The sequence below is a fragment of the Botrimarina mediterranea genome, from assembly GCF_007753265.1.
Classification (GTDB): domain Bacteria; phylum Planctomycetota; class Planctomycetia; order Pirellulales; family Lacipirellulaceae; genus Botrimarina; species Botrimarina mediterranea.
Genome location: NZ_CP036349.1, coordinates 3,826,975 through 3,848,090, shown reverse-complemented (window position 1 = coordinate 3,848,090; position 21,116 = coordinate 3,826,975). Strand labels below are relative to the sequence as shown.

Below are 21,116 nucleotides of genomic sequence, written 5' to 3'. Positions count from 1 at the left end.
GCGGCTGAACCCCTCCGACAGGTTCGTCATTCGTCATTCGGATTTCGTCATTCCCAACCAATCCGCATCCCGCATCCCGCATTCCCCACTCCACATTCCCATGTCCCTGCTCAAGTACGACCCTTCCGGCGCCTTCTTTGACCATGGCGGCACGTCGCAGGCCGACCTCGACGCGCTCGCTCCGCAGTTGGAGGCCGCGCGGGCTGAGGTTTTGGCCGACGCCGAGCTGTGGGCCGCTGGGGCCGCGGTTCCGGAGCAGAAGGAGCCGCTCGATGCGGGGTTTCATTTGTTGCCGGACCGGTTGCTTGCCGAGTTGAAGGAGAAGGGCGCCGCGAGCGAACTGGCGCGGCTTAAGGCGACGGCGGACCGGCTGGCGGGTGATTGCAAGAGCGTCGTTGTGCTGGGCATCGGTGGTTCGTACATGGGCGCTCGGGCGTTGCTCGAGTCGTGTTGCCACCCGTATTACAACGAAGTCCCCGCCGACGCGCGTGGCAATCGGCCCCGCATCTACTTCGAGGGGAACAACGTCGATAACGATGCGGCGACCGGGCTCATCGAGTTGCTCAAGAGCCGTGACGAGCCGTGGGGCGTCGTGGTGATTTCGAAGAGCGGCGGCACTCTCGAGACGGCCGCCGCGACGCGGATCTTCCTGCGCGAGCTCGCCGCTTCGGCGGGGGACAAGCTCTCGCAGCGCTTTGTTCCTGTTACCGGCACGAGCGGCAAGCTGTTCGATCTGGCGACCGCGCTCGGCGCGCCGGAGATGTACGACGTTCCCGACGGCGTCGGCGGGCGTTTCAGCGTGCTGTCGGCGGTTGGTTTGTTGCCGGCGGCGATTCTGGGGCTCGACATCGAGAAGCTGCTGGCTGGCGCGAAGGCGATGAACGATCACTTCGCCACGGCGCCGGTGAAGGACAACGTCGTGCTGAAGTACGTCGGCGTCAGTCATCTGCTCGAAGAGACTGAGGACTGCGTCACCCGCATCCTCAGCACCTGGGGCAAGCGGCTCGAAGCGGCCGGCCTGTGGTACGACCAGTTGCTCGCCGAGAGCCTCGGCAAGGACGAGCGCGGCGCCCTGCCGCTGACGGTCGTCAACACGCGCGACCTCCACAGCCGCGGCCAGCAGCACCAAGAGGGCGTCCGCGACAAGTTGATCACCAACGTCATCGTCGAAAAGCAGGACTCGAAGCCCCTAGCGATCGGCAAACTCGATCTCGACGGCAAGGCGTACAACCAGGACAAGCTCGACGAACTCGCCGCCAAGACGCTGCCCGAAGTCCTCACCGCGGCGATAGCCGGCACCAACCAGGCCTATGCCGAGGACAACCGCCCGACGACCGACATCGTGATGCCCGAGCTCGACGAGCACACGATCGGGCAGTTCCTGCAAATGATGATGCTGGCGACGGTGGTCGAAGGCCGCCTGATCGGCATCAATCCTTATGGGCAGCCGGGGGTGGAGGCTTACAAGAAGAATATGAACGCGATCCTGCGCAAGTGAATTGATTTACCGCGGAGGCGCGGAGGACGCGGAGAAAGTAATTGGTAGTCAAATCGCCTGGCATTTACGAAGTCGGCCTGATCACCTGGGATTGGCATTTTTGTAACCAGTCCGGGTGGTCATTCCGCGTTGGGGAGCCCTGGCTGGAAGTGGAGGAGTACGGTTCTCCACGGCCGATGCTCGGTTATCGAACGGTAGTTGCCAAAGGCGACTATAGCATTCATGTGCTTGCGACTCGCTGGAAGATCCAACGTCATGGTGTGCCGTTCGTGGTATCAACCGACCACGAAACAACCATCGCGAGGCGATTTGCGTGGCTCGCCGGCATACAAATCAAGCAAGTTGAGATTGTGGCTCCGGGATGGGTGAAATCAGCGTCCTTTGAGCACGACTTTTCCCTGACGATCCACCCTGTCGATGACGAGGACCAGGAATACTTAGCGAACTGGTTCGATGATCGAGAAGGTCGCAGCAACTGACTCCGCGCCCTCCGCGCCCTCCGCGGTTAATCCGAATACGAAAAACATGCCCACGACGCTCACTTGGTACGGCCACAACGCTTGGCTTCTCGATTGCGACGGCACGAAGGTCCTCGTCGACCCGTTCCTAAACGACTCGCCTACTTCGCCGGTGAAGGCGGAGGATGTGGCGTGCGATTACATTCTGCTTTCCCACGGGCACTTCGATCACGTCGGCGATACGGTCGCGATCGCGAAGCGGACCGGGGCGACGGTCGTCACGGGCTTTGAGATTTCGCAGTGGCTGGCGAAGCAGGGGGTTGAGGAATCGAAGGCGATTGGGATGAACCCGGGCGGCACGGTGACGCTCCCGTTCGGACGAGTGCGGATGACGATCGCGCATCACTCCAGCAGCTTGCCGGACGGGACTTACGGCGGCGTGGCGATGGGGGTTGAGGTGACGACCGGCGACAAGCGGATCTACTTTGCTTGTGATACGGCGATGTTCTTCGACATGAAGATGATCGGCGATCCGTCGCTCGCCGGGTCGCCCCTCGACGTGGCGGTAGTGCCGATCGGCGACCTGTTTACGATGGGCCCTGCCGAGTCGGTGCAGGCGACGAAGCTGCTGATGCCCGCCAAGGTGCTGCCGTGCCACTACAACACCTTCCCGCCGATCCAGCAGGACGCCGAGGAGTGGGCGAAGGACATCCGTAACCATACGGTCTCGGAGCCGATCGTGCTCGAGCCGGGCGGGTCTCTTACGCTTTGAGAAAGGACTCACGCAAAGGCGCGAAGACGCAAAGGAGTTGGATTCCAGAGAATGATCAATGACCTAGCCCCAATGACCAATGACGTGCTCCCGCAGGGACCTTCAATTTAGTCATTGGGGCTAGGGCATTTTTCTTCCTTGCGCCTTCGCGCCTTTGCGTAATTCGTGGCGCTCGACTGTCGCGGCAAAATGGCGCGACAAAGTGGCTATCTTTGCGTGCGGGCGGTGAGCGGATCGGCTATAATACGCGGGTCTTTTGCCGTTAATTGGGCCTGCTGGGGTGTCTCGATGTTGAGCCGTATTTCCGCGTGTTGGCGACTGTGCGCGATCGTCCTTGTGGCGAGCCCCGTTCTCGTGGCGAGTTCGGCGCGCGGCGCCGAGCCGCTGGTTTGGAAGTGGCAGAAGGGGGACGCGGCCCGGTACCTGATGACCCAGTCGATGGGGATGACCATCCAGGCGGGGGCGGGCGGGCAGGCCGAGACGTCGATGCAGCAGGACATGCTCATGGACTGGGCGGTCGAGGACGTTTCGGAGGATGGCGCCGCCGTGGTGGAGCAACGGGTCGAGCGGATCGTCATGCAGAACAAGGCGGGAGCCGGGCAGGAGTTCAAGTACGACTCCGACAGCGAAGACCCACCCGCGGGGATGGCGGCCCTGGTGGCGCCGGCGTTCGACGCGATGGTCGCGCACCCTTTCCAGATGACGATGCTCCCCACCGGCGAGATCACCGAGGTCACCCTCTCCGACGAGCTGTCGAAGGCGCTCGACAACCTGCCGGGGGGCGCCGTTTCGAGCGACATGATCAAGCAGATGAGCCAGCAGGCGTCGCTCAAGTTCCCCACCGAGCCGCTCGCCGTCGGGGACAAGTGGACAACCACCGCCGAGGTGACCTCGCCCGCCATCGGCAAGATGAAGGTCCACACGACCTACACCTACGACGGCGTCCGCGAAGTGGATGGCAAGACCTACGAAGCGTTCACGCCGGCGATCGAGATGGAACTCGGTGAGAACAAGGGCCCGATGGCGATCGACTTTGACACCAAGGAGTCGACGGGCGAGATCCTCTTCGACCGCGAGAAGGGCCGCGTCTTCCGATCGCGTGTGCTGCAGACGGTCGATATCCGCGTCAAGATGGGCGAGAACGAGATCGTCAACAGCATGAAGCAAGCCGTCGAAATGCGCGAGCTCGGCAAAGACGAAACCCCCACCCTCGGCGCCCACGCCGAAGAAGAAGCGGAAGTGGATACGGAGACGGATTCCGAAGCGACCCCGACCGAAGAGCCCGCCGCCACCGAGTAACGTCCCTGGCGCTTCTCCCACTTACCACTTCCCGGTTTCGCCTTCCCACTTCGCTTGTCCGACTCGTTCGTCACCGTCTGTCGTGTCGGCGACCTCACCGAGGGCCAAGGCCGCACGGTCGTGGTCGATGATCGCCTCGTGGCGATCTTCTTGGTTAGCGGCGAGTACCGGGCGATTGACGACTTGTGCCCGCACCAGGGGGCGTCGCTCGGCGCCGGCTGCGTTGAGGATGGCGAGGTTTACTGCCCCTGGCACGGCTGGCGTTTCCGCCTGAGCGACGGCAAATGGGCCGACAACCCACGGCTGGGGATCGATGTGTTCGAGACGCGCGTGGTGGGGGAGGAGGTGCAGGTGAGAGTGGGCGGTGGGAAGTAGATAGTGGGCGGTGGGCAGTCGGCAGTGGGCAGTAAAGGGATGAGTAGTCGAGTTGTAGGACGAGGCGTTTTAGACACCCCTCGGCGACGCAGTCGCCTTCATCCCCCTCCTTCTTCAGAGGGAGGGGCTAGGGGAGGGTGTTGAAGCGGGTACCAGAGTCGCCCCCTCCCCTAACCCCTCCACCTGAAGGGGGCGGGGGATAAGCGCGACTGCGTCGCGTAGGAATGTCCGTACTACCTTGGGCCAGTCGATAAGCGGGTCCGCGCGCGGTAAACTGGTTGCCTTGCGTCCTGCCCACTGCCTGCTGCCCACTGCCCACTCCCCATGAAACTCGCTGTCATCGCCGGCGACGGCATCGGCCCCGAAGTCGTCGGCGCCTCGCTCGAAGTCCTCAAGGCCGTCGCCCCGTCGTGCGAGCTGTCGTACACGACGACCGACTTCCCGTTCTCGGCCGCCCACTTCCTCGAGACGGGCCACGTCCTCTCGGACGACAACATTGCGACGTTGCGCGCGTACGACGCGATCCTCCTCGGCGCGGTCGGCGGCCTGCCGAACGACCCGCGTCTGGCCGGCGGCGTGATCGAGAAGGGAATCCTGCTCAAGCTGCGCTTCGAGATGGATCAGTACATCAACCTGCGGCCGGTGACGCTCTACCCGGGCATCGAGACGCCGCTGAAGAACAAGACCAGCGAGCACATCGACTTCGTCTGCGTGCGCGAGAACACCGAGGACCTCTACTGCGGCGTCGGCGGCTTCGTCCGCAAAGGCACGCCGCAAGAGATGTCGACGCAGACGATGATCTCGACGCGTTTCGGCGTCGAGCGCTGCATCCGCTACGCGTTCGAGTTGGCGAAGACCCGCCAGCGCAAGCACCTGACGCTGGTCCACAAGACGAACGTCCTGACGTTCGCCGGCGACACCTGGCACCGCGCGTTCCAAGAAGTGGCGGCCGAGTACCCGGGTGTCGAGACGGCGTACCACCACGTCGACGCGTGCTGCATGTACATGGTCGCCAAGCCCGAGGTCTACGACGTGATCGTGGTGCCGAACATGTTCGGCGACATCATCACCGACCTCGGCGCCGCGATCGCGGGCGGCATGGGGATCGCCAGCAGCGGCAACCTCAACCCCGACGGCGTCGCCCCCGGCATGTTCGAGCCGGTGCACGGCTCGGCGCCCGACATTGCGAACCAGAACGTCGCCAACCCAATCGCCACGATCGACTCGCTCGGCCTCTTGCTGCGTGAGACGGGCCGCATCAAGAGCAACGCCGCGGCGATCAAGGCGGGCGAGTGCATCGGCGCCGCGGTCCGCAAGGTGACGCCCAAGTTCGCTGGTAAGAATCTTGACCGCAGCGGTTATGGGACGGATGAGATTGGGCGGATGGTGATCGAGGCGCTGTAACCAAGTGTTTGCGTTTCGCGATTGAAAGGAGATGGTGGGGATGTTGGTGATAGGGGGGATCGCAAGCGGGTGGTTGAGAGCAACGAGATTTTGATGTGTTCTGGTAGCGATGTGGTTCGTAGGTGCTGGTGGAGATTTGGGGGCAGTCGCTTTGCGAATGCTTTCTACGATCTCCAGAGGCGCTACGAACCGCATGCCTTACAAGAGGCGTTTCGCTGCGCGGCGCAATTCACCCCCCCCGCTTGCGATCCCCCCTATCACCAACATCCCCCTATCTCCTTCCTAAAACCAATTCATCCTAAAGTGATCGAACCGGGGGCTAAGGCCCCGCGGCTGATAAGCTTGCTGGCGGGATCAGCCGGCACGCCTTAGCGTCCGGTTCTTACGCTTACGACGCAATTCCACAGGACCAAAGTTTAAGTGAACGTCACCGCGTTACGCTGCGGCGCCCCGCCTGAGATGACCGACACGCTGCCGCTCGAACGGCTGCGTTGTGAGGCCGTGGCGCCGAGCGTGGAGACGATTGCCAAGCTGGCGATCGACGCGCTGCAGAGTCCGCTGGGACTGCCGCCGCTTGCGCAGTGCGTGACGCCCGACGACCGCATCGCGATCGCGGTCGGCCACGGCTTGCCGGCCGCGGGGCCGTTGGTGGCGGGTGCGATCGCCGCGTTTGCCGCCGCCGGGATTGATCGCCGCCACATCAAAGTCGTCACCGCTTCGGTGCGCGACGCCGTGCCGCTTGAAGAGGCGTTGAGCCACGAGGTGGCGTCGGGCGTGCTGGTCGAGTCGCACGACCCGTCGGGCGACGACACGCTCTGCTTCGCGGGGCTGGCGAAGGGGGACAAGCCGCTGCTGGTGAACCGCACCGTCTTCGAGGCGGATGTGGTGCTGCCGATCTCGGCCGAGGCGACCACCGGCGACATCGCCGCGACCGACGAGGCGGGCGGCGCGTATGACGGGTTGTTCCCGGACTTCTTCGACCGCGAAACGATCGACCGCTTCCGCAAAGTGCGAACCGTGAACGACGCCAGCGCCCTGGGCGCACGGCAGTCGGCGCGGCGTGCGGCGGCGGACCAGGCGGGCTGGATCGTCGGCGCGCCGCTGGTGCTCCGCGCGGTGCCCGGCCCCGGCGGCGGCGTCGCCAGCGTCCTGGCGGGCGACCCCGAGCAAGTGACCGCCGCGGCCGCCGATGTTAGCCGCGAGGCGTGGCGGACGCCGCTCGCCGAACCGGCCGACGTGGTGCTCGCCGTCATCAGCGGCGGCGCCGACCAGCAGACCTGGTCCTCGGTTGGCAAGGCGCTATCGGCGGCGGAACGGCTCGTGCGATCGGGCGGCGTCATCGCCGTTTGGAGCGAGCTGGCCGAGCCGATCGGCGAAAGGCTCGCCCTGCTCACCGAGGCCGACGACCCCGACGAGCTCGCCGCGGCGCTCGCGGCCGAGTCGGGCGACGAGGCGCTCGCCGCGTGGCGGGTGCTGCAAGCGTTGCAGAACGGCCCGGTGTTTCTCCGCAGCCTGCTCGATCCCGACGAGGTCGAACCGCTGGGCATTGCTCCCGTCGCGGGCATGGAGGAATTGCAGCGGCTCGTGAACCGTTTCGAGGACTGCACCGTTCTTGAAGAGGCCCAGCATGTCCGTTTCACCGACGGAGCCAACCGGCAATGACTTCGCCAGACGCCTACGCCCGTGTCGAGGGCTGGTCAGCGATCGAAGCGGTCGGCCGCGACGCGGGAAAGTTCCTGCAGAACCTCTGCACCAACGACGTGCTCAAGCTCGCCGATGGGGAGTCTTGCGAGGCGATGTTCCTCGACGTCAAGGCGCATGTCCAGGCCTACGGCTGGGTCTCGCGCACCGACGCCGAGCGCTATGTCGTGCTGTTGTCGTCCGATCACTGCGATCGTTTGCACGCGCACCTCGATCGCTACCTGATTCGTGAGAAGGTTGACCTGAAGCTCGTCCCGCCGGGCGTTTGGACAATCGGGCGCGGCGTCGCGTCGGCGTTGACGGTGCGAGTCGATGCGTTCGGCGCCGGCGTTGTCGCGGCGCTCGACGCCGAAGCGGTCGAGGGACGGTTGATGACGGCCGAAGCGTTCAAGCAAACGCGGATCGCGTTGCGCGTGCCGCTGGACGGCGTTGACGTCGATGACCGCAACTTGCCACAAGAGGTCGATCGCAACGACCGGTCGATCTCGTTCACGAAGGGTTGTTACTTGGGCCAAGAGCCGGTCGCCCGTATCGACGCGTTGGGCCGGGTGAACTGGCTGTTGCGTTGTGTGCGGATCGAAGACGGCACGCCGTTGCCGGGCGTTGAGTTGATGCTTGATGCGAAACCGGTGGGCCGGGTCACTTCGAGTGTGGCGACCGAGGGCGGCGCAATTGCCCTGGCGTATGTCCGCCGCGAGCACAGCGGCCCCGGCGGCGAGCTACGCGTGGATGGCTTGCGAGCGGCGATCGCTCCCGCATGAACAGCGCCGACCAAGCAAGCTACGCGATGAAGTCTCGCGCAGAGACGCGGAGGCGCACAGTGGAGGCGAGCTAGAGGTGGGCGATCAGGTGTGGGTTTCTTCCAAGGGACAAGCGTCCCCTTCGCTCCAGCGGCCGACGTCGAGGTCGTGTGGCTCGCGTTCGATGCGGCAGATCGCCTGCACGTCTTCGCGGGCGGCGAAGTAAGCGGCGACCACGTTCGGGTCCCACTGCTTGCCGGCGCCGCGGCGGAGGATCGACTCGACCTCTTCGATCGGCATCCCCTTGCGGTACGGTCGGTCGCTGCCCATCGCGTCGATCGCGTCGGCGACCGCCGTGATGCGGGCGAGCTTCGGGCAGGCGTCGGTCACGAGCCGATCGGGGTAGCCGTTACCGTCCCACGTTTCGTGGTGGTGGCGGACGATCGGCAGCACGTGCGCGAGTTGCGGCACTCCTTGCAGGATCTGCTCGCCGAGGGTTGGGTGCAGCTTGATCTGATCGTACTCGTCGTCCGTCAGCTTATCCGGCTTGCGGAGGACGGCGTCGTCGATGCCAATCTTGCCGATGTCGTGCAGCAGGCCGCCGAGGTAGAGGGCGTTCAGCTCGTCCGCCCCACAGCCCATCTGTTTGGCGAGCCGCACCGCGACGCGGGCGACGCGGTCGCTGTGGCCACAGGTATAGGGGTCCTTGGCGTCGATCGCCGAGGTGAGGGCGTAGACCGCGCTATCGAAGAGTTGTTTACGCTGTTCGAACAGGTCGCGGTTGCCGGCGTGGACGCCGATTAGCGTCGCGACGCTCGACAGGAGGCTTCCCTCGACGGCGCCGAATCCGCCGCCATAAGCGCCACGCTTCGGCCGGTAGTTAAGAGCGCCAAGCCAGCCGATCGGCTCGCCGTTCGAGAGGATCGGAGCGGTGACGACCTCGCGCACCTCGGGGTAAGCCCAAGTCGGCGAACTGGTGCGGTCGTGATTCAACACCAGCGACCGCCGCTGCGCCTGCGGACCGAGGCGGCCGAAGAATTCGCTGAGCTGGTCCGCGGCGATCGGGGTGTAACGCCCCGCGATGGTCGTGTGGGCGGGCGTCCCGTCGAGACGGGCGACAACGCAGTCGCTCGCGATGATCTCCGCGAGCCAATCGACGGCTTGGTCGAGCAGCTCACGCTCGTGACGGCCGAGCGAGAGCCCTTCGGTCATCTGGTGGAGCAGGTTCAGCTCTTCAAAGGTCGCGAGCAGTTGCCCGGAGACTTCGGAGAGTTGGTTCTTCATCGAAGACACCGATTGCTGCGCGACGAGCGACTCGACGATCGCTGTCGCCAGCGGCAGCGCGGCGTGGGCGGGCCACGCCCGACGCCCGGCGGCCCACTGCGTCAGTTGCTTTCCATCGACGCCGAACGCCCGGGCGGCCGACTCCAGCGCAGCCGGTGAGGGGTTGGCCTCCGTCAGCAGCACGGCAACGGCGATCCTCGACGGTGACAACTCTTCGGGCGGCAACGGCGTTGCGAGCAGCAGCAGAGGCGAGTGGTCCTCGATGACCTCCGGCCGACCCCTTCGCGCGACGTGTTCGCAGAGTGACGCCCAGCGGAAGATATCGACACGCGGCCAGTCGGGCGTCACACGCTCCAGGGCGCCACGTGTCACGTCAAGCACTGCGAACGACTGCCGAAAGGCCGCTTCGAGGCGGTCCACGAGGGAGTCGCTCGAAAGCTCGCGCGGCAGCGTCGGCTTCGTTGCACTCAGCGGTTCAGCAGTCGTCACCATGTTGCACGCCTGTAGCGAAGCGTCCCGACCACCGGGTAATTCAGCAGTGGCAGAGAGAGGTCGCCCAAACGCTACGACGCACCGGATGGCGCCGCCAACGCCCGATGGGGCGCCTACGGAGATCACAGGAACCGCGGTCCGGCCGTAGCGGTTGGGGAGGTTATGACCTCGCCCGGGCGGCCAGAACGGCCGTGCCGAAAGGCGGCTCAGTCCAGCGGGCGGCGGCGCTGCTGGAAACGCTGGCTGGCGCGTTCGAGGATCGCTCGCTCGTTGGCGGTCAAGCTGTGAACGCCGGCTACATGGACCTTCGCCAGGATGTCGTCGACCTGGGTCTCGTCGAAGCGATCGACCGAGTAATCGTCGATGTCCTCGTCGAGAGGGTACGCGTCGTGGTCATACCGCGAGGCGGTAGCGGGCTCGACTCGGACGTCGCGGAGCGACGCGCCGACGTAGTCGTCGTCGTTCGGAGGCAGCCAGGCAAGCGGCGTCGCCGGTGCGTTGGCGTCGGCGACTGCGCCGAAGCCGACCAGCACCGCCAAAGCGGCTAGCGACGCCCCAAGCCACGGCAGATTCAGGTCGGTCAGCGCTAGCGCCCCGCCGACCGCGAGCAGCGCTGCCGCAACGAGCAGTCCGGCGGCGCAGGTGGCGTCCCGCGCGGCGCGGCCGGGCATCCAGAGCTCGCCCCAGGATCGGAGCGCGTCGGCGCCGTCGAACGGGCTAGCCGGCGCCAGGTTCACCAAGAACAGCGGCCAATTCACGAGCACCAGCGCTACCGCCACCAAGCCCAGCGGCGTGGTCACTACATCGCCGTGAAGGAGCGTCAGGGGTTCGGTAATGACGGATGGAGCGAGTGGCTTGACGTTGGGGCCTTCTACCGCAGCCAAGCAACAGACGGCCGATACGACGATCGCCAGGCTCGCCAGCGGCCCCGCCATCGCAACAAAGACGCGTTCGCGGGGGTCGATCGAGGGGCAGCGGAAGGTCATGCCGCCGAAGGGTCCCAACAGCAAGGGAGCCGAAAGCATCCGCCGCTGCGCCGCTCCGCGGAGCCGGCTGGCGGCCAGGACGTGGGCCGTCTCGTGGAGGCTCAGGCTGACCAGGTACGCGGCGAGGACGAGCCAACCGGTCGCCGAACCCGACCGCACACAGGCGCCGGCCGCGAGCACAATCACCACCGCGAGCGACACATGGAGCCTGACCGGGGCTCCCGCCCAAACGCCCAGGGGGGCCGACCAGCGGTCGGCGACCGATGAGGAGAGGAACGGGGCTTGGTCGGGAGGTCGGACTCGCGACGAGCGGGCCATGAAATGGGGCAGGGGGGCGGCGAAGGGGTCGCTTGCTATCGATGATCGTAGCGAACCCCACCGGTCGCGGCAAATTAACCGGCTTCGGGGGGCGTAAGCCGCCTCACTCGACGGTGACGCTCTTCGCTAGATTGCGTGGTTTATCCACATCACAACCCCGCAGGACCGCGATGTGATAAGCGAGTAGCTGTAGCGGGATCGCCGTGACGATCGGTTGGAGGTAGTCGGCCACGGCGGGGACGCGGATCACCTCGTCGGCGATCTCGCTGGCCCGCTCATCTTGTTCGTCGACGATGGCGATCACCGGGCCGCCACGGGCGCGGATCTCTTCCATGTTGGCGAGGACTTTGTCGTAAACCGCCCCCTGCGGGACGATGAAGACGCTGGGGGTGTGCTCGTCCACCAGAGCGATCGGGCCGTGCTTCATCTCCGCCGCCGGGTAGCCCTCAGCGTGGATGTAGCTGATCTCTTTGAGCTTGAGGGCGCCTTCGAGCGCCGTCGGGAAATTGAACTGGCGACCGAGATACAGGAAGTTGTCGCAGCCGGAGAACTGCCCCGCGACACGGCGGGCGATGTCATTCGTTTCGAGAGCCTTCTCGACGGCCTCGGGAAGAGCCTCGAGCTCGTCAATGATCCGCAGCCCCGCCTCGTAGCTGAGATGACGCAGCCGGCCCAAGTGCAAGGCGAGCATCGCCAGCACGACACATTGCGACGTAAACGCCTTGGTCGACGCGACGCCGATCTCGGGGCCGGCGTGCAGGTAGACGCCGCCGTCCGCTTCGCGGGCGATGGTGCTGCCGACGACGTTGCAGATGGCCAACGACCGATGCCCTTTGCGCTTCATCTCGCGCAGGGCGGCTAGCGTGTCGATCGTCTCGCCGCTTTGGGTGATCGCCAGCAGCAGCGTCAATGGCGACATGGGCGGGTTGCGGTAACGCAGTTCACTGGCGTACTCGACCTCGACCGGCAAGCGGGCGAACTCTTCGATGATGTACTCACCCACCAAGGCGGCGTGCCAGCTCGTGCCGCAGGCGGTGAGGATCATGCGGTCGATCGAGCGGAGCTGCCGCGGCTCGAGGTTGAGGCCTCCGAAGACGGCGGTTGCGGAGTCCTTGTCGAGCCGCCCCCGCATCGCGTTGCGGATTGTCTCGGGCTGCTCGAAGATCTCCTTGAGCATGAAGTGGGGGAAACCGCCCAGCTCGACTTGGCTGGCGTCGATCTCTAACGCCTCGACGCTGTGCACAACGAGCGCCGAGTCACGCCCCAAAACGCGAATGGCGCCGGCCGTGAGGACGGCGATCTCGTAGTCCGCCAGATAAACGATCCGGTCGGTGTGCCCGGCGAGCGGCGAGCCGTCGCTCGCCAAGAAGTGCTCGCCGTCGCCGACGCCGATCACCAGCGGGCTGCCGAGCCGAGAGGCGATCATCACGTCGGGCCAGTCGCGGAACACGATCGCCAAGCCGTACGTGCCGCGGAGCTGACTCGTGGCGGCGCGGACCGCCTCCACGAGGATGCGGTGCGGGTCGTCGATGTCAGGCAGTTCCCCCTCGGCCTGGGCTGCGAGTAACTGTTCGAGTTCGAACGCCACAAGGTGGGCGACGGCCTCAGTGTCGGTGTCGCTGCGGAATGTGTAGCCGCGTTCGGAGAGTTTTTGACGAAGAACCTGGTAGTTCTCGATGACGCCGTTATGCACCAGGGCTAGCACGCGGTCGCCGCCCAAGTGCGGGTGTGCGTTGGAGTCGGTAGCGGGGCCGTGCGTCGCCCAGCGGGTGTGGCCGATGCCGATGTTCCCCTCGTGGGGCGTCACTTGCAGGGCGCTGGCGAGCCGTTCGATGCGGCCGGTGGTCTTGGTGACGGCGAGGCTGCCGCCGTCCTCGAAAGTGACGACCCCCGCGCTGTCGTAGCCGCGGTACTCCAGGCGGCGGAGTCCCTCGAGCAGGAAATCGGTCGCCCGGTTCGGGCCGATGTAGCCAACGATGCCGCACATAGACGCGGGTTTCCTCTAAATCGACGGCGCTGGCGGCCTTGCCAAGGCGACGTCGCGGGCTGGTGGTGGGGGATGAATGCGGAGTCTAAGTCCCGGGGCGTCAGCGATAAAGACAGATACGGGGCGTATTTACGGAATCGACCTGTCCGGAATCGGCGTTTTGACGTACGAAATGGGCCCCAAGTTCCAAGGATGGCTCGCCCCCGCAACCGATTGTATGGCTCTCGCCACGGACAGCATGGCCGCTCCCCGCACCTGCGTTGTGATCCCCGCCCGGATGGCTTCGACCCGCCTGCCGGGCAAGATGCTGTTGCGTGAGACCGGCCGCAGCTTGGTGGAGCACACCCACGCCGCCGTGTTACGGGCCAAGCTCCCCGCCGCGGTGATCGTGGCGACCGACCACGTGGCGATCGCCGACGAGGTCCGCCGCTTTGGCGGGACCGCGGTGATGACCAGCACCGACTGCCAGAGCGGCGCCGACCGCGTCGCCGAGGTCGCCAGCCGCACGCCACAGTTCGACCTGTTCGTCAACGTGCAGGGAGACGAGCCCGAGCTCGACCCGGCGGCGATCGACCTGTTGATCGAACAGTTCGACGCCGACACGACCACCCCGATGGCGACCCTCGCCACGCCGATCACGGACCCCGAACGGCTGCGGGACCCGAGCGTCGTGAAGGTGGTCTTCGACAACAGCGGCCGCGCGCTCTACTTCAGCCGCAGCCCGATTCCGTTCGTGCGCGACGCCCAGTCGGCGACCGCCGCGGATCAGCCACCACTCTTCCATCAGCACCTGGGCATCTACGCGTATCGCCGCGAGTTCTTGGCCAAGCTGCCCCATCTGCCGCCGTCGCCGCTGGAGCAGGCCGAGAAGCTCGAACAGTTGCGCGTGCTGCAAGCGGGCGAGACCATCCGCGTCGGCGTCGTGGCCCATGCCGCGACCGGCATCGACACGGCCGCCGACTACGCGGCCTTTGTGCGTCGCCACTGCCGGACGATGGCAGCCTAGTTTTGAGAGCGTGGCATTGAGTAGAGAACCGGGGGCTAAGGCCCCGCGGCTAATGGGCGTCTGGCGCCACAATCAGCCGGCACGCCTTAGCGTCCGGTTCCTAGATTACGTGCTTAGTGGCGGGTGTTCTCTTCGATGTCCATCTGGACGTAGAGGAACTCGGCGATGGCGTTGAGCAGCACATAGATTGTGAAGCCGATCGCTAGATCGATCGCGACGCTGATGATGGGAAATACGACGATCGCGAAAAATCTAGCCCATAGGCCGCTGCTTATTGCGGCGGTGATCTGATCGCCCGTAGAAGCAATCGCAGCGATAACGATCAGCACTGCCGAGAGAATCGACACCCACAGGACGATCGTGGCTTGAAGCCGCAGTACCCCACATAGCCGACGGAGATTGCCGTAGTTCCTAACCACTGCCGGACCTTGCCGCGGCGCCGGCGGACTCGAATCGAATGCCGGCAGTGGCGGCGGCGTCAACGCGGGCGGTTCGCCATCGGCGCTGTTTTGTTCGGCCGGTGGCAAAGGCGGGGGCGTGGCCCCGTCTGCGTAAATGTCGGGCTCGGGGAGTTCCGCGGCCTCGGCGTTGCGGGCCTTGCGAGACTGGTCCGCCAGCTCGGCGATTCCTGCGGGATCGTAGACGGGCTCGCGCTGCTTCTCCGCGATCGCTGCCGCTTCTTCGAGCGTCCGAGGCGGCCGAGGCTTATCGGAGACCGGCGTCGGCTTCGCCGGCACGTTGAGCACCGCGCCGCACTCGCACTTCCCCTTCCGCCCGGCAGCGGTATCGGGGATCTCGTAGACACGGTTGCATTCGAGGCAGGCGACTTTGATCGACATCGGCGGGGACGCTCGCAGGGCAGGGGGCCATCCCTGATGGTAACTCCCCCTTAGGCGTCATGCGCGCCGACTCGAACCTTTATGCCCTCATCGCAGACCATTCACCGCCGCTAACTGTGCAGCGACGCGGCGGCTGGAGTCCCCCGAGGTCTCTCGATAGCCCACCCCACATAGCGGACAGCTGTAGTAGACCCGAGTGGGGCGGCGATCGGCTTCGCGCGAGCGGCCTTGCACATGGGAGGGTTCGCAGGGTCCGCCACAGGTCACGCAGTCAACAATTTTCACAGTAGTGGGCTCTCTTGGTTCCGTTCCGCGGAAGAGTCGAATTCGTGTTCCGACGAGTTGTTTCCCGCAAAGCCACCCTGACCGAACGCCCGCCAGCAACAAAGTCCAGCTGGCGGCGCGGCGTTCAGTTCGTGGGGCGAAGAGGGCGTCTTAGGGTGATCGAGCGGAAGAAATGCATTCCGCGCGCCAAACCGATGAGACCGATTCTGCGCTGCCGAGAAGTGGAACCACGACGGGCACGAAGGACACGACGGCCTGTTTGGCGAGGCAACGTACGCCCCAGTGAAAGGCCGTCGTGTTCGTCGTGCCCGTCGTGTTAATAAAATTCGCTGCCAGAGAACGCGTCCTGGTGATTCAGTGCGAAGGCGCTGTCTGTCCGACGGTGACGCTCTCGCTCGGCTTGACCGGCGCGCCGCGGAAGTACTCGTCGATGCGTTGGAACACGACGTAGAAGATCGGGATGAAGAAGACGGCCAGGATCGTCGCGGCGATCATGCCGCCGAACACCGCTGTGCCGAGCGCCTGCTGGCCAGCGGCGCCGGGGCCGTTGGCGAACACTAGCGGCGTCACGCCAAGGATGAACGCAAACGAGGTCATAATGATCGGCCGGAACCGCATCCCCGCCGCGCGGATGGCGGCGTCGATGATCGACGCTCCGTCGCGGCGGAGGTCGCGGGCGAACTCGACGATGAGGATCGCGTTCTTACTCGCCAGCGCGATGATCAGCACGATGCCGATCTGCGTGTAGACGTTGTTATCGAACCCACGGATCGCCACCGCCGCCACCGCCCCCAAGAGGCCCAGCGGCACCACGAGGATCACCGCGATCGGCAGGACCCAGCTCTCGTACTGGGCGGCGAGCACCAAGTACACCAGCAGGATGGCGATCGCGAAGATGAAGATCGCCTCGCCGCCCACCTTTTTCTCTTGGTAGGCCATGCCGGTCCACTCGTAGTTGACGCCGACGGGCATCGTCTGGCTGGCGAGCTGCTCCATGATCCGCAGGGCGTCGCCCGAGCTGTGCCCCGGCGCCGCTTCGCCCGTGACGGTTGCGGCCGGATAGAGGTTGTAGCGGTTGATCACCTGCGGCCCGAGCGTGCGATGCACCGAGACCAGCGATCCTAGAGGCAACATTTGGCCGTTCTTGTTGCGGACCTCGAGCTTGCGGATGTCGTCGGCGGCGAGGCGGAACTCCTTCGCCGCTTGGACGCGCACCTGGTACGTGCGGCCGAATTTGTTGAAGTCGTTGACGTACGCCGAGCCGAGATAGGCCTGCAGCGTGCTGAAGATGTTGCTGAGCGGCACGTTGAGGGTCTGGGCTTTGACACGGTCGATATCGACCCGCAGCTGCGGCACGCCCGGTCGGAACGACGATCGCACGCCGGCCAGCGCCGACTGACCGTTGGCGTTCTCGACCACCGCCTGAGCGGCCGATTGCAGAGCCGCGAGGCCGACGGAGCCCTGGTCCTCGACCTGCATGTCAAAGCCGCCACGCACGCCGAGGCCGCGGATCGCCGGCGGCACAACGGCGAAGGCGACCGCCTCACGGATGCCGGCTAGACGCATCTGGATCGAGCCGACGATCTTGTCCTGCGAAAGCCCTTGCTCCCCGCGTTCCTCGAAGTCGGTGAACGACGCGAACACGGTGCCGGCATTCGGCGCGCTGGAGTTGTCCATGATGGACAGGCCGCCGATCGTGATCCAGCTATCGATCCCTTCGGTCTCGGCGAGAATCTCGTCGATCTGCGCCATCACGTCGCGCGTACGCTCTTGCGACGCGGCGTCGGGCAACTGCACCGCCATGAGGATGTAGCCCTGGTCCTCAGTGGGGATGAAGCCAGTGGGCAGGCGCGTGTACCACCACGCTGTGCCGGCTACGAGCATCGCGAAGACGAGCAGCCCGAGGATCGTCACCTTCACCAGTTGCTTGATAATCGCCAGATAGATGCGCTCGAAGAAGCTGTAGACGGCTTCGAACCAGCGGAAGAGGAACATCTTCTCCTTCCGCACCGGCCGCAGCCACAGGGCGCACTGGGCGGGCTTGAGTGAGACGGCGTTGATGGCGCTGACGATCGCCGTCGCCGCGATCGTGAGGGCGAACTGTCGGTAGAGTTGCCCCGTGATGCCGCCGAGCATCGACGCCGGGATGAACACGGCCAGCAGCACCAGGGTGATGCCCATGATCGGCCCGAGCACTTCGGACATCGCGCGGATGGTCGCTTCCTTGGGAGGCTCGCCGCGTTCGATGTGGTGCACCGCGTTCTCGACGACGACGATCGCGTCGTCCACGACAATGCCGATCGCCAAGATCAAGCCGAACAACGTGAGCATGTTGATCGAGAAGCCAAGCATCGCCATCGCCGCGAAGGCGCCGATGATGGTCACCGGCACCGTGGTCGCAGGGATTAGCACGGCGCGCCAGTCTTGCAAGAAGACGAGGATCACCGCGAGGACGAGGATGCCCGCCTCGAACAGCGTCTTGTAGACCTCGTGCACCGAGGCTTCGACGAACAGTGTCGTGTCGAGCGGGACCGTGTACTCCATCCCGTCGGGGAAGTCTCGACGGATCCTCTCCATTGTCTTCTTGACGTCTTCGGCCACCTGCAGCGCGTTGGCGCCCGGCAGCTGATAGATGCCGATGTTGGCGTTGGGGCTCCCTTCACGCTCGGTAAACTGGTCGTACGACTGGCTGCCGAGTTCGACGTCCGCCACGTCCTTGAGGTAGACCAGCCGGGTGCCTGCGCCGCTCTTGACGATGATGTTCTCGAACTGCTCGACCGTGCTGAACCGGCCCTGGGTGGTGACCGAGTACTGGAACTGCTGGCCTTCGGGCGTGGGGGGCTGGCCGATCTGCCCGGCCGCGACCTGGACATTCTGCTCGGCCATGGCGAGCACTACGTCCTGCGCCGTCATCCCGCGCGCCTTGAGCTTCTCTGGGTTGAGCCACACCCGCATGCTGTAATTGGCGGTGCCGAAGACGGTCACCTCGCCGACGCCCTGGATGCGGCTCAGTTCGTCTCGCAGTCTCAGCGATGCGTAGTTCGACAGATAGAGCGTGTCCATGCTCGGGTCGTCGCTGGTGAGCGAGACCACGAGGATGATGTTCGTCGACTGCTTCTTGACCGTGACGCCCTGGCGGCGGACGTCTTCCGGGAGTTGCGGCTCGGCGATCGCCACGCGGTTCTGCACCTGGACCTGGGCGTCGTCGAGATTCGTGCCGATCTCGAAGGTCACCGTCAACGAGTAAGAGCCGTCGCCCGAGCTCGTCGACTGCATGTAGAGCATGTTCTCGACGCCGTTCACCTGCTGCTCGATCGGTGAGGCGACGGTGTCGGCCACCGTGGTGGCGTTCGCTCCGGGGAAGCTCGTCGAGACGCGCACCGTTGGGGGCGTGATCTCCGGGTACTGCTCGATCGGCAGGTTCCAGAGGGCGACGGCGCCGATCAGCATCGTGATCACGGCGATCACGTTGGCGAAGACGGGGCGTTCGATAAAGAACTTGGACAGCATGCCGTTGATCTCGGGGCGCCGCGAAGGGGCGGTTATTTGTTAACCACAAAGGAACAAAGGAACGAAGGTAAGAAACGAAAACGATGAGATCGCAAGCAGAACGAAACGGTCATTCGTTTCGATTCGCGTTAGTCGCAGCTCTCTTTGTTCCTTCGTTCCTTCGTGGTTCAAAAGGTCTTTGCTTGATTAGTTGTGGGGGCGCGTAGCCGCTAGCGGGTGACGGGCGCCGACCAAGCGGCCTGCTTGATGGCCTGAGCGTCGGCGTCGGGGGCTGGGCGGAGTTCGGGGACAACCTCGGCGCCGGGTCGCGCACGCTGCAAGCCCTCGACCACGACTTGGTCACTTGCGTCGATTCCCTTGAGGATCACACGCTCCTTGCCGTAAAGCGTGCCGAGCGTCACGGGGCGGTACTCGACTTTCTTCTCGGGCCCGACCACCAGCACGTAGTCGCCACGCTGGTCCGAGCCGATCGCGCTGTCGTCGATCAGCAGACGTTCTTGTGGCCCGCCAATCGGGTAGCGGATGTGAACAAACAGCCCCGGACGGAGTGAGCCATCGGCGTTGGGGAAGATGCCACGCCGCTCGGTCGTGCCGGTCTGTGGATCAACGCCGAACTCGCTGAAGTCGATGTAGCCCTGGTAGGCGTAATGATCGCTATCGCCGATGGCGAGTTCGATTGGAGTCCGCCCCTCAGGGTCGCTAGGGATCTCGCCCGTACGCCGCATCTCGAGGAAACGCAGTAGGTCGGACTCGCTCAGGGTGAAATAGGCGTGGATCGGATCGATCGACTCAAGTGTCGCCAGCAAGGTCTCGCCCGGCTGCACGAGGTTGCCCGGGTCCACCATCCGACGGCCAATCCTGCCCGTAAACGGCGCACGGATCTCCGTGTAGTTGAGATTCAGCTCGGCTTCCCGGACTGCCGCCTCGGCGGCCTGTACATCGGCAGCAGCGGCGGCTTGCTGGGCGATGATCTCGTCGAGTTCGTTCTGGCTGACCGCTTGCCGCGTCACCAGCGGTTCGGTGCGGGCGAGTTGGCGATCGGAGAGCTCGAGCTGCGCCTTCGCTTTCGACAGCGTCGCCATCGCCGAGCGCAACGTCGCCTCGAACGGCGCGCGATCGATCTCGAACAGCAGCTGCCCCTGCTGGACCGTGTCGCCGTCGCGGAACTGGACGCTGTTGAGGTAGCCGTTCACGCGGGCCCGCAACTCGACGCGGTTCATTGCACGGGTCTGAGCGACCGTGGAGTAGTACTCCTGCACCCGCTGCGACAGCGGCGTGGCGACGGTCACCTTCGGCGGCGGGGGCGGCGCGTAGGTGTTGGGCTTCTCACAGCCCGCAGCTAGCAGAATCAGCACGCCCGAAAGCACGACATTGGGAATCGACTTCATAACGTTCACACCACGGGGCCAGTGCACGAGCCGGCTAGGCACAGTAATGGTTGGGGGGGATTTGGGTTTGATCGTTGATGCGAGGGACCACTGGGAGCCGTTAGTCGCCCTCAAGGTTCGTGTGAACCCGCTCAAGCAGCGAACGGAGCGTCGCAATCTCACTCTTCGTGAGGCCCTTCGTGGCCCGTTGATTGATGCGTTTCGCGCAGCCGATGATCCGTTCCCACACGGGTAGCGCCCTCTCGGTGGGGCTGATGATCCGCTTGCGGCGGTCGTCGGGACACGCCTTGCGCTCGATGAGGCCGTCGCGCTCCATGCGGTCGATGACCGACACGACGGTGGGGGGTTCGACGCCCATGCAACGAGAAAGGTCCGCCTGGGACTGGTCCCCCTCCATGGCGAGCCAAGCAAGGACCTGCATCTGGCGGTACGAAATCCCCTCGTCGGCGAGTAGAGCGTTCATATGCAATTCGAAGCGGTGGGCGCATACGTGCACCCAGTAGCCCGCGTCGGATTGGAAATTGTGCTTGAGCAACTCGACTCCGATGTTGCTAGACGCCGAATGGTTAGATATCGAATTATTCGACATCGACGCAGCGGAAGCAAGGCCGATTGCGGAAACCTTGACGACCTAAGCCGCTAGCAGCGACTGTGGCCGCGCGGAACTGGTGGTAAACCCTGCGTCTTATGCCGGCAACGGCAGGCTGGGAGGAGCCGCGAAGGCGGCATAGGGCGGATGAATGGTGGGATCGCTGCGTCCGTGGCGACCGATAG

At 65.0% G+C, this 21,116-nt stretch carries 16 protein-coding genes; 9 read left to right on the top strand and 7 right to left on the bottom strand.

The window, feature by feature from the left end; genetic code table 11:
• The first annotated feature begins 100 nt into the window (after positions 1-100).
• The 8 genes from Spa11_RS14740 to ygfZ all read left to right on the top strand — a co-directional run bounded on the left by Spa11_RS14740 (position 101) and on the right by ygfZ (position 8,268).
• Positions 101-1,498: a glucose-6-phosphate isomerase gene (locus Spa11_RS14740; protein WP_145113559.1), complete on the top strand. Its 1,398-nt coding sequence runs from the start codon at positions 101-103 to the stop codon at positions 1,496-1,498.
• A gap of 41 nt (positions 1,499-1,539) precedes the next feature.
• A complete protein-coding gene (locus Spa11_RS14735; RefSeq protein ID WP_145113557.1) occupies positions 1,540-1,977 on the top strand; it encodes a hypothetical protein in 438 nt (145 codons plus the stop codon).
• Positions 1,978-2,023: 46 nt separating this feature from the next.
• A complete protein-coding gene (locus Spa11_RS14730; RefSeq protein ID WP_145113555.1) occupies positions 2,024-2,728 on the top strand; it encodes a metal-dependent hydrolase in 705 nt (234 codons plus the stop codon).
• 336 nt (positions 2,729-3,064) lie between these two features.
• Positions 3,065-4,027, top strand: coding sequence for a DUF6263 family protein (locus Spa11_RS14725; protein WP_145113552.1), 963 nt, complete (start codon positions 3,065-3,067; stop codon positions 4,025-4,027).
• 54 nt (positions 4,028-4,081) lie between these two features.
• The gene (locus Spa11_RS14720; RefSeq protein ID WP_145113550.1) at positions 4,082-4,402 is read left to right on the top strand and encodes a Rieske (2Fe-2S) protein; all 321 of its coding nucleotides are present in this window, start codon (positions 4,082-4,084) and stop codon (positions 4,400-4,402) included.
• A 324-nt stretch (positions 4,403-4,726) separates the two neighbouring features.
• Positions 4,727-5,806 carry a 3-isopropylmalate dehydrogenase gene (locus tag Spa11_RS14715; protein WP_145113548.1) on the top strand — a complete coding sequence of 360 codons (1,080 nt, stop codon included), beginning with the start codon at positions 4,727-4,729 and terminating at the stop codon, positions 5,804-5,806.
• A 420-nt stretch (positions 5,807-6,226) separates the two neighbouring features.
• Positions 6,227-7,468 carry a lactate racemase domain-containing protein gene (locus Spa11_RS14710; protein WP_145113546.1) on the top strand — a complete coding sequence of 414 codons (1,242 nt, stop codon included), beginning with the start codon at positions 6,227-6,229 and terminating at the stop codon, positions 7,466-7,468.
• Positions 7,465-8,268: a CAF17-like 4Fe-4S cluster assembly/insertion protein YgfZ gene (gene ygfZ / locus Spa11_RS14705; protein WP_145113544.1), complete on the top strand. Its 804-nt coding sequence runs from the start codon at positions 7,465-7,467 to the stop codon at positions 8,266-8,268. The genes Spa11_RS14710 and ygfZ overlap by 4 nt, the downstream gene beginning before the upstream one ends.
• A gap of 84 nt (positions 8,269-8,352) precedes the next feature.
• On the opposite strand, the gene Spa11_RS14700 is transcribed toward ygfZ, so the two are convergent.
• The 3 genes from Spa11_RS14700 to glmS all read right to left on the bottom strand — a co-directional run bounded on the left by Spa11_RS14700 (position 8,353) and on the right by glmS (position 13,314).
• Positions 8,353-10,023, bottom strand: coding sequence for an HD domain-containing phosphohydrolase (locus Spa11_RS14700; protein ID WP_145113542.1), 1,671 nt, complete (start codon positions 10,021-10,023; stop codon positions 8,353-8,355).
• Between the two features lie 206 nt (positions 10,024-10,229).
• Positions 10,230-11,327: a site-2 protease family protein gene (locus tag Spa11_RS14695; protein ID WP_145113540.1), complete on the bottom strand. Its 1,098-nt coding sequence runs from the start codon at positions 11,325-11,327 to the stop codon at positions 10,230-10,232.
• Between the two features lie 103 nt (positions 11,328-11,430).
• The gene (glmS, locus tag Spa11_RS14690) at positions 11,431-13,314 is read right to left on the bottom strand and encodes a glutamine--fructose-6-phosphate transaminase (isomerizing) (RefSeq protein WP_145113538.1); all 1,884 of its coding nucleotides are present in this window, start codon (positions 13,312-13,314) and stop codon (positions 11,431-11,433) included.
• A gap of 217 nt (positions 13,315-13,531) precedes the next feature.
• Here glmS and kdsB point away from each other — a divergent pair, with 217 nt between their 5' ends.
• Positions 13,532-14,320: a 3-deoxy-manno-octulosonate cytidylyltransferase gene (kdsB, locus tag Spa11_RS14685; RefSeq protein ID WP_231932951.1), complete on the top strand. Its 789-nt coding sequence runs from the start codon at positions 13,532-13,534 to the stop codon at positions 14,318-14,320.
• Between the two features lie 113 nt (positions 14,321-14,433).
• Here kdsB and Spa11_RS14680 read toward each other — a convergent pair whose 3' ends face one another.
• The 4 genes from Spa11_RS14680 to Spa11_RS14665 form a co-directional block, all read right to left on the bottom strand.
• Positions 14,434-15,159 (bottom strand): hypothetical protein, encoded by a 726-nt coding sequence (locus Spa11_RS14680; RefSeq protein ID WP_145113536.1) that lies wholly within the window; start codon positions 15,157-15,159, stop codon positions 14,434-14,436.
• Between the two features lie 639 nt (positions 15,160-15,798).
• Positions 15,799-18,954, bottom strand: coding sequence for an efflux RND transporter permease subunit (locus tag Spa11_RS14675; RefSeq protein ID WP_145113534.1), 3,156 nt, complete (start codon positions 18,952-18,954; stop codon positions 15,799-15,801).
• A 209-nt stretch (positions 18,955-19,163) separates the two neighbouring features.
• Positions 19,164-20,342, bottom strand: a complete 1,179-nt coding sequence (locus tag Spa11_RS14670) for an efflux RND transporter periplasmic adaptor subunit (RefSeq protein WP_145113532.1) — start codon at positions 20,340-20,342, stop codon at positions 19,164-19,166.
• A gap of 100 nt (positions 20,343-20,442) precedes the next feature.
• A complete protein-coding gene (locus tag Spa11_RS14665; RefSeq protein WP_145113530.1) occupies positions 20,443-20,931 on the bottom strand; it encodes a MarR family winged helix-turn-helix transcriptional regulator in 489 nt (162 codons plus the stop codon).
• Positions 20,932-21,116 lie beyond the last annotated feature (185 nt).